A 12574-nucleotide genomic window follows, 5' to 3' on the forward strand; every position below is an offset into this window, starting at 1 on the left:
TCCGGTGTTCAGGATTGAATTAATGTCAATATTAATTAATCGCATCGGAGGCTCTTATGTTTTACGGAACGAAAGAAGAGTTTGAAAAGCAGAAGCATGAATTTATGGTTGTTGCGCAGCGATTGTGGATGACAGAACCCTTTTATTTTAAGCGTTCAGATTATTTTGACCGAGTTGTGGATGTTGTCCGACATGTTGAGATGCAAATTCAGATGAATTGCCTGTCATGGTCAGGTGGTGAGGAAATATTAAAATATAAAACAGCGGTTCTGAACTATCAGCGCTCGGTGATTTTAAATAATAAAATTTATTCTAAATGGGTAGCCGAGCAAAAATACAAACACGAACGGGCTGAAGAATTCTATAAGCTATACACTAAAATAATAGGATTCTTATCAGGCATAGGTCAGGTCACCGCAGGAGTAGGAATATGTGTATCGACAGGAGGAAGTGCAACCGTACCGGGGGCGGCAATGATTCTGCAAGGTCTGAACAATATTTATGAGAACGGATATTATCTTGCGGTTTATGAAGAGGCTTCAGGACCACTCAGAGAAGCATACCATTATACTGCGAACAAGGCGGGTTATGGTGGGAATCAGGCTGATATAGCTTACGGTACAATAGATCTTGTTCTATCAGGATATGGTATGGCCAGAAGGGTCTCTACACCGAGAGAAAAATCATGGAATTTGTTTGGGATAAAGTCGCGTCAAACAGATTATGTTCGGGGTGTGAATGACATGACGAAACCTATATTCATGCTTGAAATTATTAGCGATGAAATAACTGTATTATCGTTGATGCCAGCTTTTAATGAAAATGACTTGAGGCGCTAAAGGTGGAACAGGAACTTGTTTTATTTTCAAAGCCATGGCTGCCGGTGGTAGCATATTACTTGGCTGGGATTGCTGCTTTTATTATTTGCTGTTGTTTGTTTCGCTTAGTTAAGCTAAGTTTAAATGCAGGTTGTCGGTTTTTATTCATTATTATCACGACCCTCGTTTGTGCTGTTCACATGATTACGGGCTACTACGATGTGGTGAGTTATCATGGGTATGGTTATAACCTATTGCGGATGTACCATCTTGCTGACTATGAAACAATCCGCTACGGAGTTATTTTATTTATCACTCTGAATGGGATCTTGCTCTGTCGATTATAATATTTGGGGGATGGCAGTCATACGACAACAGGTTATGATGAGCCAAAGTGAAGATGATTAAAGAGATTGTATGACTATCGCCCGCAATAACACCCAAATTGACCGCCTGCTAGGCATCATGAAACGCCTGCGAGACCCGGAAAACGGCTGCCCGTGGGATAAAGAGCAGACGTTTGCCACCATCGCGCCTTACACCCTCGAAGAGACATACGAAGTGCTGGACGCTATCGCGCGCGAAGATTTCGACGATCTGCGCGGCGAGTTGGGGGATTTGCTGTTCCAGGTCGTGTTCTACGCTCAGATGGCGCAAGAAGAAGGGCGCTTTAACTTCGACGATATTTGTGCAGCCATCAGCGATAAGCTGGAACGCCGTCACCCGCATATTTTCGGTGATGCGACCGCTGAGAACAGCACGGAAGTGCTGGCGCGTTGGGAAGCCATCAAAAGCGCTGAACGAGCTGAAAAATCACAGCATTCCGCTCTGGATGACATTCCGCACAGCCTGCCTGCACTGATGCGCTCGCATAAAATCCAGAAGCGTGTTTCTGCTGTTGGTTTTGACTGGACGTCTTTGGGCCCGGTGCTCGACAAAGTGTATGAAGAAATCGACGAAGTGATGCACGAAGCCAAACAGGCTGTCATCGACGAAGCGAAGCTTGAAGAAGAGATGGGCGACCTGCTGTTTGCCACCGTCAATTTGTCTCGTCATTTGGGCGTGAAAGCCGAAACCGCACTGCAAAAAGCCAACCTTAAGTTCGAGCGCCGTTTCCGTGAAGTGGAGCGCATTGTTAGCGAGCGAGGCCTGGAAATGACCGGGATCGACCTCGAAGCAATGGAAAGCGTGTGGCAGGAAGTAAAACGACAGGAAACTGATCTCTAACGCTTTTTTGCGATCAAGCGCGATTTGTGTGATTTTTAAAATGACAAGCGCTTGATTTACGTCAAAAACATTTACCCAAAAGGGGCTATTTTCTCACTCCTTATCTTGCTTGAGCCTGAGAATGGAGACGGAGAATGAATGTTTGTGGCGTTCGCCGTGTTCGGGTATACTACTTTCCCGTCCTGGTTATTCCATCGTTTCACCCTAACTTCTCAGGTTCAGCATGACAACGAACTATATTTTTGTGACCGGCGGGGTCGTATCCTCTCTGGGTAAAGGCATTGCAGCCGCCTCCCTCGCAGCCATTCTTGAAGCCCGTGGCCTAAACGTGACCATGATGAAGCTGGATCCGTACATTAACGTCGACCCGGGTACCATGAGTCCTATCCAGCACGGGGAAGTGTTCGTTACTGAAGACGGCGCTGAAACCGACCTGGACCTGGGTCACTACGAGCGTTTCATTCGTACCAAAATGACGCGCCGCAACAACTTCACTACCGGCCGTATCTACTCCGACGTTTTGCGTAAAGAGCGCCGTGGCGACTACCTGGGCGCAACCGTTCAGGTTATCCCGCACATCACCAATGCGATTAAAGAGCGCGTGATTGCCGGGGCCGAAGGCCACGACGTGGTGCTGGTCGAAATCGGCGGCACCGTCGGGGATATCGAATCTCTGCCGTTCCTTGAAGCGATTCGCCAGCTGGCCGTTGAAGTGGGCCGTGAAAATACCCTGTTTATGCACCTGACGCTGGTGCCGTACATGGCCGCGGCGGGCGAAGTGAAAACCAAACCGACTCAGCACTCTGTCAAAGAACTGCTTTCTATCGGTATTCAACCGGATATTCTGATTTGTCGCTCTGACCGCGCGGTCCCGGCGAACGAACGTGCTAAAATCGCATTGTTCTGTAACGTTCCTGAAAAGGCCGTTATTTCCCTGAAAGACGTCGATTCCATTTATAAAATCCCGGGTCTGTTGAAATCTCAGGGGCTGGACGATTATATTTGTAAACGATTCAGCCTGAACTGTCCGGAAGCAAATCTGTCAGAATGGGAACAGGTTATCTACGAAGAAGCTAACCCGGCAGGTGAAGTCACGATTGGTATGGTCGGCAAGTACATTGAGCTGCCGGATGCTTACAAGTCCGTGATTGAAGCGCTGAAACACGGTGGCCTGAAGAACCGCGTGACCGTCAACATCAAGCTGATTGATTCGCAGGATGTTGAAACTCGCGGCGTCGAAATCCTGAAAGGGCTTGATGCTATTCTGATCCCGGGCGGCTTCGGCTACCGCGGTGTAGAAGGCAAAATCGCCACCGCACGCTTTGCGCGTGAAAACAATATCCCTTACTTAGGCATTTGCCTGGGTATGCAGGTTGCGTTGATCGAGTTCGCTCGTAACGTAGTCGGTATGGAAAACGCCAACTCGACGGAATTTGTGCCAGACTGTAAGTACCCGGTTGTGGCCCTTATCACCGAATGGCGTGATGAGAACGGGAATGTCGAAGTGCGTACTGAAAAGAGCGATCTTGGCGGTACGATGCGTCTGGGGGCTCAGGCCTGCCAGCTCAGCGATGACAGCCTGGTCCGCAAGATGTACGGCGAAGAGACTATCACCGAGCGTCACCGTCACCGCTACGAAGTCAACAACATGCTGTTGAAACAAATTGAAGATGCGGGTCTGCGTATTGCAGGCCGTTCCGGGGATGATCAGTTGGTCGAGATCATCGAGGTGCCGAATCATCCGTGGTTCGTTGCCTGTCAGTTCCATCCGGAGTTTACTTCCACGCCGCGTGATGGGCATCCGCTGTTTGCAGGCTTCGTAAAAGCCGCCAGCGAATACCAGAAAGGTCAGGCGAAGTAAAAAAGTTAGAACGGCAGCGCCCCAGGTTGGGGCGTTGTTTGTCTGGAGTTTTAGTTTAACTTGTACTGAGGAAAACCTAATGTCCAAAATCGTTAAAGTCATCGGTCGTGAAATCATCGACTCCCGTGGTAACCCGACTGTTGAAGCCGAAGTACACCTGGAAGGTGGTTTCGTCGGTATGGCAGCTGCTCCATCAGGTGCTTCTACTGGTTCCCGCGAAGCGCTGGAACTGCGCGATGGCGACAAATCCCGTTTCATGGGTAAAGGCGTACTGAAAGCCGTTGGCGCAGTAAACGGCCCGATCGCTCAGGCTATCCTTGGCAAAGATGCCAAAGACCAGGCTGGCATCGACAAGATCATGATCGATCTGGACGGTACTGAGAACAAATCCAACTTCGGCGCGAACGCTATCCTGGCTGTGTCTCTGGCTAACGCCAAAGCGGCTGCAGCTTCTAAAGGTCAGCCACTGTTCGAACACATCGCTGAACTGAACGGCACTCCAGGCAAATACTCCATGCCGGTTCCGATGATGAACATCATCAACGGTGGTGAGCACGCAGACAACAACGTTGATATTCAGGAATTCATGATTCAGCCAGTTGGCGCGAAATCCCTGAAAGAAGCGGTACGTATGGGTTCTGAAGTGTTCCACAACCTGGCTAAAGTTCTGAAAGCTAAAGGTATGAACACGGCTGTGGGTGACGAAGGTGGCTACGCGCCAAACCTGGGTTCCAACGCAGAAGCTCTGGCTGTTATCGCTGAAGCGGTTAAAGCAGCAGGCTACGAGCTGGGCAAAGACATCACTCTGGCGATGGACTGTGCCGCTTCTGAGTTCTACAAAGACGGTAAATACGTTCTGGCTGGCGAAGGCAACAAAGCGTTCACCTCTGAAGAGTTCACTCACTTCCTGGAAGATCTGACCAAACAGTATCCGATCGTTTCCATCGAAGATGGCCTGGACGAATCTGACTGGGCTGGTTTCGCCTACCAGACCAAAGTTCTGGGTGACAAAATCCAGCTGGTTGGCGACGATCTGTTCGTCACCAACACCAAGATCCTGAAAGAAGGTATCGATAAAGGCATCGTTAACTCCATCCTGATCAAATTCAACCAGATCGGTTCCCTGACCGAAACTCTGGCTGCAATCAAGATGGCGAAAGACGCTGGCTACACCGCTGTCATCTCTCACCGTTCTGGCGAAACTGAAGACGCGACCATTGCCGACCTGGCTGTGGGTACCGCTGCAGGCCAGATCAAAACCGGTTCTATGAGCCGTTCTGACCGTGTTGCTAAATACAACCAGCTGATTCGTATCGAAGAAGCTCTGGGCGAAAAAGCACCTTACAACGGCCGTAAAGAGATCAAAGGTCAGTAATTCATTACTGTCGCTTTAGAAGCTAAAAAACCCGCTTCGGCGGGTTTTTTTATGCCTGTTGATTGCCCGGCGGCGCTACGCTTGCCAGGCCTACAAAACAGGATAATCGGTAGGCTGGCGTAAGGCGAAGCCGCCACCCGGCAAGAGTGTTCACGCCAGTGAGCAACATCAGAGCAGCAACGGTAGCGTCGCGCTAGCCGTTTGCTGATTGACCTCACTGTAATGCTCATCAAGGTTAATCAACGAGGTTGTCAGCAGTTCAACCAACAGCATCACGCCGACTTTGGCATTCAAAGCTCCCGCACTTAGCGGCCCTTCGGGTTTGGCGGCGACCAGTTGAATATCGCTCAGCGAAGCCAGTGGGCTGCGCGGAGTATTGCTTAACGACAGCACTTGCACGCCGCGTTTACGGGCCAGTTTTACCACATGCAGTAAGTCGCGAGTGGAGCCGGAACTGGAAATCGCGACCACCAGCGTATTTTTCGACAGCGTCGTCGCATTCATCGCTGCACGATGCATATCGCTAAAAAGCTGTGCTGGTTTCCCAAGACGCAGCAGCTTGTAATGTAAATACTCGCCAAGGATGGCACTGGCCGCTACGCCGTAGATTTGTACTGCATCTGCTTGATGCAGCGCCTGCGCGGCTTTCTCCAGTAACGCTCTGTCCAGCAACTTCGCCGTGTCCTGTAACGCCTGAACGGATTCATTGACCACGTTATCAATGTCATCCCCGCTCTGCTGCGGCGGTTGCCCCTGTTGAATATCCAGCGCCAGCGCCATCTTAAATTCGTTATAGCCTTTGCAGCCCAGCGTGCGACACAGACGGGTGACGCTGGCCTCGCTGGTGTCGCTTTCACGCGCCAGTTCGGTGATGGTCAGATACAGCACCTTTGCCGGATCGCCCAGCACAAACTCCCCCAGCTTTTGCTGAGTCGGGCTGTACCCGGACACTCCCTGGCGCAGCCTTAACAGCAGATTTTCATTTTCTGACATGCAGGATCCTTAATGCGTTTCTCTGTGGCTAGTGTGGCGGAAAGCAGGGGATCGATGCCAGTCATTTTAAAAAAGTATGATCGGCTTCTGGGTTTGTGGTGATAATTTTCACTTAATATAATTTGTATGGTAAAAATTTTCATCACGACGACGGGGGAATGAAAAAATGAATCAACTCTTCAGTGGCGCCTCCTCAGGGGCCTGGTTTGAAAAAGCGCAGCGGTTTGGTAAATCGTTCATGCTGCCGATTGCGGTATTACCTGCGGCAGGGTTGTTGCTGGGGATTGGCGGCGCGTTGTCCAATCCGAATACCTTAACGGCTTACCCCTTCCTGGATGTCGGCTGGTTACAGGCGATCTTCACCATCATGAGCAGCGCAGGCTCGATTGTTTTCGCCAACCTCTCTGTGTTGTTTGCGGTGGGTGTCGCGGTTGGATTGGCAAAAACCGACAAAGGGACCGCCGGGCTGGCGGCACTGCTGGCGTTTCTGGTGATGAATGCCACGATCAACGCCTTGCTAATCCTCAATGGCACGCTGGCTCACGAGAATCCAGGCGCTGTCGGGCAGGGCATGACGCTGGGCATTCAGACGCTGGAAACAGGCGTTTTTGGTGGAGTCGTGATTGGCCTGGTGACCTGCGCGCTGCATCATCGCTTTAATAAAATTGCGCTGCCGCAGTTCCTCGGCTTCTTTGGCGGCTCGCGCTTTGTGCCGATCATCAGCTCTCTGGCAGCGATCCTGGTCGGTGCCATCATGACGGTGGTGTGGCCGCATTTTCAGAAATTGATTTTTGGTCTGGGCGGGCTGGTTGATGCTACTGGCTATCTCGGCACGCTGCTGTATGGCTTTATCCTGCGCATGCTTGGCCCGTTTGGTCTGCACCATATCTTCTATTTACCGTTCTGGACGACCGCACTTGGCGGCAGTGAAATCGTTAATGGGCAGCTGGTAGAAGGCACGCAGCGTATTTTCTTCGCTCAGTTAGCTGACCCGAATACTCAGCAGTTCTACATCGGCACGTCTCGTTTTATGTCCGGGCGCTTCATCACCATGATGTTTGGCCTGATAGGGGCGTGTCTGGCGATGTATCACACAGCGAAGCCAGAAAACAAAAAGCGCGTGGCTGGCCTGCTGTTATCCGCCGCGTTGACCTCTTTCCTGACCGGCATCACTGAGCCGATTGAGTTCTCCTTCCTGTTTGTCGCGCCGGTTCTGTACGTCATTCACGCCTTCTTTGACGGGCTGGCGTTTATGCTTGCCCATATTCTGCATATCACCATCGGCCAGACTTTCTCTGGAGGATTTATCGATTTCATCCTCTTCGGCGTGCTGCAAGGTGAAGCAAAAACCCATTGGTTGTACGTGCCGCTGGTCGGTGTGCCGTGGTTCTTCCTGTACTACTTCACGTTCCGTTTCCTGATCAATCGCTTTGATTTTCTGACCCCTGGCCGTGAAAAAGAAACGATTGTCGAAAGCGCACTTCCGCAAAGTGAACGTGCGGCGGCAGTGATTGCCGGGCTGGGCGGGCGTGACAATCTGGAAGACGTAGACTGCTGCGCGACACGCTTGCGAGTGACGGTTAAAGACGGCGGAAAGGTCAATCAGGAAGCATTGAAAGCCACTGGCGCACGAGGCGTTATCCTGCGCGGCAACGGAGTGCAGGTCATTTATGGCCCACACGTCACGATCATTAAAAACGAAGTAGAAGAGATCTTATCGTAATGAAAACTGTACTGGATTCCCTCAAAGGTAAACTGATCGTCTCTTGTCAGGCGCTGGAACATGAACCGCTGCACAGCCCGTTTATCATGTCACGGATGGCTGTCGCGGCAGAAGAAGGTGGGGCAGAGGCCATTCGCGCGAACAGCGTAGTCGACATCGCCGCCATCAAACAGCAGGTGTCGTTGCCGGTGATTGGCATCATCAAGCGCGATTATCCTGACAGTAAAGTGTTTATCACCGCGACGCTGAAAGAAGTGGATGAACTGATGAGCGTCGGGCCGGAAATCATCGCGCTGGATGCCACGGCTCGCCCACGTCCTGGCGGGCAAACACTGGCAGATTTCGTGGTGCAAATTCGAGCTCGTTATCCGTCTTTGCTGTTGATGGCGGATATCTCAACGGTTGAAGAGGCCGTCACGGCACAAGCGCTGGGGTTTGATTGCGTCGGCACCACGCTTTATGGCTACACGGAAGAGACAGCAGGCCACGCGCTACCGGAGAATGACTGTGGTTTTCTGAGTGAGGTGCTGGCCGCCGTGACGGTGCCTGTCATTGCAGAAGGGAATGTTGAAACGCCAGAACTGGCGGCCCGTTGCCTGGCGCTTGGCGCGCATACCGTGGTTGTTGGCGGAGCGATTACCCGCCCTCAACAAATTACGGCGCGGTTTGTTGTCGCCATCGGCCGCTAAAGCACCGATCGGGCATGATACTTAGACGGGGATCTGCGATAATTATCGTTTATCCCCTATTCAGAGATGACTATGCAGTACCCGATTAACGAAATGTTCCAGACCCTGCAAGGCGAGGGTTACTTCACTGGCGTGCCTGCCATCTTTATTCGACTGCAGGGATGCCCGGTAGGGTGCGCGTGGTGCGATACCAAACACACCTGGGATAGGCTTGAGGATCGGGAAGTGTCTCTGTTCAGTATTCTGGCGAAGACCAAAGAGAGCGATAAATGGGGCGGGGCGACAGCTGAAGACTTGCTGACTGCCATTACCCGTCAGGGCTGGACGGCGCGTCACGTGGTGATCACCGGCGGCGAGCCTTGCATCCACGATTTAACGCCGCTCACCACGTTGCTTGAGCAGAACGGTTATAGCTGCCAGATTGAAACCAGTGGCACGCACGAAGTCCGTTGTTCGCACAGCACCTGGGTTACCGTGTCGCCGAAGGTGAACATGCGTGGCGGCTATGAAGTGCTGTCTCAGGCACTGCATCGCGCCGATGAGATCAAACACCCTGTTGGTCGTGTGCGTGATATTGAAGCACTGGACGAATTGCTGGACACATTGAGCGATGACAAACAGCGAGTTATCGCCCTGCAGCCCATCAGCCAGAAAGAAGACGCCACGCGTCTGTGCATTGAAACCTGTATCGCCCGTAACTGGCGTTTGTCGATGCAGACGCATAAGTATCTGAATATTGCCTGATGCAAAAAAACCGGTGGCAGCTTCGCCTTACCCGGCCTGCACGTCATGATTTTTGTAGGCCCGGTAAGGCGTAGCCGCCACCGGGCACTCTGCCAGCCGGCAAACAATCAGGCGTTCGACCAACTCTGAATCGCGTCCACGTTATCCAATTCCCCATGGAACACCTGGTACGATTTTTTCAGGATCGGGTCGGTGTGTGCCGTCAGCTCTTTGAAGATCCCTTTGTTCATTGCCTCATAGCGCGCCGCATGTGCCGCTACCGGGACAAACTCATCTTTCACTCGTACCATTTTCGCAACGGCTTGTTGGTATGAAGAATAGAGACCCAGCCCGACTGCGGTGTTAATCGCTGCCCCGAGACTGGCGCAGCCGTTAATCACATTGCGCCTGGCGGGCAGGTTAAAGACATCGGCAAAAATCTGCATAAACAGGTCGCTGTTAGAGCCGCCGCCGGTGATGATGATTTGCTTCGCTGCGTGCTGCATCTCTTCGGTCATGTTGTCGAAATTGTTCTTCAGCGTCAGAGCGATGCTTTCGAGAATCGAGCGATAAATCCACGCATAATCCATCGTGGCGTTAAAGCCAATCATGATCCCGCGCTTGTACGGTTCCCAGGGGTTGGTGAGCCAGTCCAGCACGGTCATCAAACCATCACAGCCAGGGGGAACCAGAGCGGCCTTTTTGTTCAGCAAATCTTCTGGTGAAAGCCCTTGAGCTTTCGCATCCTGAATGAGCGATTCGCCGAGCATGTCGCGCAGCCAGCTGACGGTCCACATCCCTTTGCGAATGCCATAGCCTTCATAAAGCAGCGTTTCGGGTACTGAAGACATGATTGGCCAGTAATATTGCGGATCTTTCGGCAGCGCTTTGCCGTTCATCATCAGCGCAATGTAAGTGCCCAGTGAAATGACAGCTGTGTCATCATCAAGCAAGCCCGCCCCGAGCGCTTCAACCGCTTTATCGCTGGTGCTGCAAACCACCGGAAGGCCCTGCGGGAAACCGGTGAGTTGCGACGCCTGTGCGGTGATGTGGCCCAGCACTGTGCCTGGCATCTGCACATCAAACAGCATCTCACGCGGAATATTAAATTTCTGGAAGACATCCGGATCATCGCTCCAGTTCCAGGTTTTGTAATCCACCGGCCATTGCCCGAAATAGTTGGCAACGTTGTCTTTACGCTCGCCGGTCAGCCGTTGGGCCAGATAGCCCGAGAAGGATGTCACGTACGCAACATCCGGGTTTGTGTGTTCGTAAGGGCGAGTCACGCGCGAGTCCTGCCAGCTGATTAACTGAGCGGCTGGCGTTCCATCTGCTTTTAACAACGCACGGCAGCAGCGAATCGAACCCAGACCAATGCCCACGATATCCGCTTTGTTACCGGTGAACTGGCGCATCAAATCCTTGCCTGCCGAGCAGAGCGAGCTCCAGAGATCGTCATCCGGATGTTCAACCGTGTCGGCATCCGGCGTGTACATCGGCTGCAGCAAGCCTTTGCCTTCGCACACCACATTGCCTTCCAGGTCATACATCACCACTTTGGTACTCTGACTTCCGCCATCAATGCCAATGATGTACTTCTTAGCCATGCTCATTCTCCTTTAAATTAACAGCGTCACTCGCTAACCGTTTCGGTAGCCAGTGGCGCCTCGTTTTCGGTGCGCTGCGTGGCGCGAATTTTTCGGGCCAGCAGGAAGGTGAACACGATCACCATGCAGACTGCGCTCAGGCCCATCAGCCACATATTGCGATAAGCTTCTTCTGCTGGAAGGGTATCCTGCCAGTGGCCAACCACAGGGTAGACAAACACGTCAGGCAGAAAGCCGATGACGGAGCAGATCCCGACGGTGGTACCCATAATGAATGTTGGCGTTTTCGCTTCACCCGGGCAGGCAAAATAGAGCCCGCGTGAGGCATAGCACGTAAAGCCCAGCAGCAGGATCAGGCCAATGCCAATGACAACCGATTGTGGATTGTTGTTGGTCATGAGCAAGGCAACCAACGTCAGAGCGCTGATAACGGAGAGAATTTGAATAACCCGGGTTGGGGATTTAATCCGGCTGTACGTCGTGATAAGTCCACCCAAGGGGCCGCACATGGCGCGGAAAATTTTGTTGATAACAATCCCCATGTAACTCGCCGCAACCAGCGACATACCGTACATTTCAGTCAGATAGTTGGTGGAGTAACTCAGGATGGCATAGATGGTATACACGCCAAAGATTATCAGGCTGCAGTACCAGGTCGTGCTGATGCGTAACACGGAAAGGATATCTGAAAGCTGAAAGCCTTTCTTCTTCTCTGCGCCTGTTGCCGCATCCTGACTTATGCCATCGCTGACGAAGAACCAGCACAGAATCCCCAGCAGAATATAGACCACGCTGTAAATCAGAATAACCGTCTTCAGGCTGTTAGGATCTTCCGGCGCAAAACGGGAGAACGCCCACATGGTGAACACCGCAAGCGACATTACGCCCACCCCGCGCAATCCTTCCATCCAGCCCATGATCTTGCCCTGCTCGCGGTGATCGCCGAGCAGCGAGGCTGCTTTAATCGAGACCGACCACAGCATCAGGATCGTGGTAATAGCAAAAGCCACCTGAATGGTTAGCATCACCCAAAGTGGCGGATAAGTTGCCATCACAAAACCCAGTAAGCCAGTGATAATCATCGCGGAGGTGATCATCTTACGGTGGGAGAATTTATCTGCAATAACGCCACTTGGCGCATAAAGAATAATAGCGGTGATACCGAATGTGCTCATAATTAACCCAATTTCGGTATTGCTGAATCCCATAAATTTTGCCATCGGGATTTGGTAGATATAGCGTAAATAGGCCAAATCAAAACTGACGCCTCCGCTAAAGCTTATAATCGCAAGGGTAATCCAACGTCGCCAGGGTGAATGTTGCATCTCGTTATCTCGCGTTATTTAGTCTGTATGACAGACAAAAAAAAGAGAAAAGTAAACCACCCTTTGGAAGGCGGATTACTTTTCTCCTGGTCTCTAGTAATTGAACTAGAAATAACATGGCGATGCTTTTTTAGGTGTGAGAATTATCACGCTTCTGAGGATTACTCTTTTCTGCTTAAGGTAAATCGTTGTCTGTGAGTTTCATCACATTATCCAGGTGTGAGCCTGTGCTA

At 51.7% G+C, this 12574-nt stretch carries 11 protein-coding genes; 8 read left to right on the top strand and 3 right to left on the bottom strand.

Going from position 1 to position 12574, the window contains the following annotated elements:
- The first annotated feature begins 56 nt into the window (after positions 1–56).
- From ACLW56_RS05755 to eno, 5 genes are all read left to right on the top strand, one after another.
- Positions 57–839 (top strand): DUF4225 domain-containing protein, encoded by a 783-nt coding sequence (locus ACLW56_RS05755; RefSeq protein ID WP_330982847.1) that lies wholly within the window; start codon positions 57–59, stop codon positions 837–839.
- 2 nt (positions 840–841) lie between these two features.
- Positions 842–1165 (top strand): hypothetical protein, encoded by a 324-nt coding sequence (locus ACLW56_RS05760; protein ID WP_330982848.1) that lies wholly within the window; start codon positions 842–844, stop codon positions 1163–1165.
- Between the two features lie 70 nt (positions 1166–1235).
- The gene (gene mazG / locus ACLW56_RS05765; RefSeq protein ID WP_330982849.1) at positions 1236–2045 is read left to right on the top strand and encodes a nucleoside triphosphate pyrophosphohydrolase; all 810 of its coding nucleotides are present in this window, start codon (positions 1236–1238) and stop codon (positions 2043–2045) included.
- 223 nt (positions 2046–2268) lie between these two features.
- On the top strand, positions 2269–3906 hold the full coding sequence (pyrG, locus tag ACLW56_RS05770) for a glutamine hydrolyzing CTP synthase (RefSeq protein ID WP_330982850.1): 1638 nt from the start codon (positions 2269–2271) through the stop codon (positions 3904–3906).
- Positions 3907–3985: 79 nt separating this feature from the next.
- Positions 3986–5281: a phosphopyruvate hydratase gene (gene eno, locus ACLW56_RS05775; RefSeq protein ID WP_330982851.1), complete on the top strand. Its 1296-nt coding sequence runs from the start codon at positions 3986–3988 to the stop codon at positions 5279–5281.
- 168 nt (positions 5282–5449) lie between these two features.
- Here eno and ACLW56_RS05780 read toward each other — a convergent pair whose 3' ends face one another.
- A complete protein-coding gene (locus ACLW56_RS05780; RefSeq protein WP_330982852.1) occupies positions 5450–6274 on the bottom strand; it encodes a MurR/RpiR family transcriptional regulator in 825 nt (274 codons plus the stop codon).
- A 166-nt stretch (positions 6275–6440) separates the two neighbouring features.
- Here ACLW56_RS05780 and ACLW56_RS05785 point away from each other — a divergent pair, with 166 nt between their 5' ends.
- The 3 genes from ACLW56_RS05785 to queE all read left to right on the top strand — a co-directional run bounded on the left by ACLW56_RS05785 (position 6441) and on the right by queE (position 9430).
- On the top strand, positions 6441–7997 hold the full coding sequence (locus tag ACLW56_RS05785) for a PTS transporter subunit EIIC (protein WP_330982853.1): 1557 nt from the start codon (positions 6441–6443) through the stop codon (positions 7995–7997).
- On the top strand, positions 7997–8686 hold the full coding sequence (locus tag ACLW56_RS05790; RefSeq protein WP_330982854.1) for an N-acetylmannosamine-6-phosphate 2-epimerase: 690 nt from the start codon (positions 7997–7999) through the stop codon (positions 8684–8686). Before ACLW56_RS05785 ends, ACLW56_RS05790 begins: the two co-directional genes overlap by 1 nt.
- 72 nt (positions 8687–8758) lie before the next feature.
- On the top strand, positions 8759–9430 hold the full coding sequence (gene queE / locus ACLW56_RS05795) for a 7-carboxy-7-deazaguanine synthase QueE (RefSeq protein WP_330982855.1): 672 nt from the start codon (positions 8759–8761) through the stop codon (positions 9428–9430).
- Between the two features lie 107 nt (positions 9431–9537).
- Here the strand turns inward: queE and ACLW56_RS05800 are convergent, their stop codons facing one another.
- Positions 9538–11016 carry an FGGY-family carbohydrate kinase gene (locus tag ACLW56_RS05800; RefSeq protein ID WP_330982856.1) on the bottom strand — a complete coding sequence of 493 codons (1479 nt, stop codon included), beginning with the start codon at positions 11014–11016 and terminating at the stop codon, positions 9538–9540.
- A gap of 26 nt (positions 11017–11042) precedes the next feature.
- Positions 11043–12341 (bottom strand): MFS transporter, encoded by a 1299-nt coding sequence (locus tag ACLW56_RS05805; RefSeq protein WP_330982857.1) that lies wholly within the window; start codon positions 12339–12341, stop codon positions 11043–11045.
- Between the last annotated feature and the right edge of the window lie 233 nt (positions 12342–12574).

Source organism: Pantoea sp. sgz302252, assembly GCF_047713085.1.
Taxonomy (GTDB): Bacteria; Pseudomonadota; Gammaproteobacteria; order Enterobacterales; family Enterobacteriaceae; genus Scandinavium.

Coding starts and splice junctions, on each gene's coding strand:
- ACLW56_RS05755 (WP_330982847.1), top strand. CDS start 57: ATGTTTTACGGAACGAAAGAAGAGTTTGAAAAGCAGAAGCATGAATTT.
- mazG (WP_330982849.1), top strand. CDS start 1,236: ATGACTATCGCCCGCAATAACACCCAAATTGACCGCCTGCTAGGCATC.
- pyrG (WP_330982850.1), top strand. CDS start 2,269: ATGACAACGAACTATATTTTTGTGACCGGCGGGGTCGTATCCTCTCTG.
- eno (WP_330982851.1), top strand. CDS start 3,986: ATGTCCAAAATCGTTAAAGTCATCGGTCGTGAAATCATCGACTCCCGT.
- ACLW56_RS05780 (WP_330982852.1), bottom strand. CDS start 6,274: ATGTCAGAAAATGAAAATCTGCTGTTAAGGCTGCGCCAGGGAGTGTCC.
- ACLW56_RS05785 (WP_330982853.1), top strand. CDS start 6,441: ATGAATCAACTCTTCAGTGGCGCCTCCTCAGGGGCCTGGTTTGAAAAA.
- ACLW56_RS05790 (WP_330982854.1), top strand. CDS start 7,997: ATGAAAACTGTACTGGATTCCCTCAAAGGTAAACTGATCGTCTCTTGT.
- queE (WP_330982855.1), top strand. CDS start 8,759: ATGCAGTACCCGATTAACGAAATGTTCCAGACCCTGCAAGGCGAGGGT.
- ACLW56_RS05800 (WP_330982856.1), bottom strand. CDS start 11,016: ATGGCTAAGAAGTACATCATTGGCATTGATGGCGGAAGTCAGAGTACC.
- ACLW56_RS05805 (WP_330982857.1), bottom strand. CDS start 12,341: ATGCAACATTCACCCTGGCGACGTTGGATTACCCTTGCGATTATAAGC.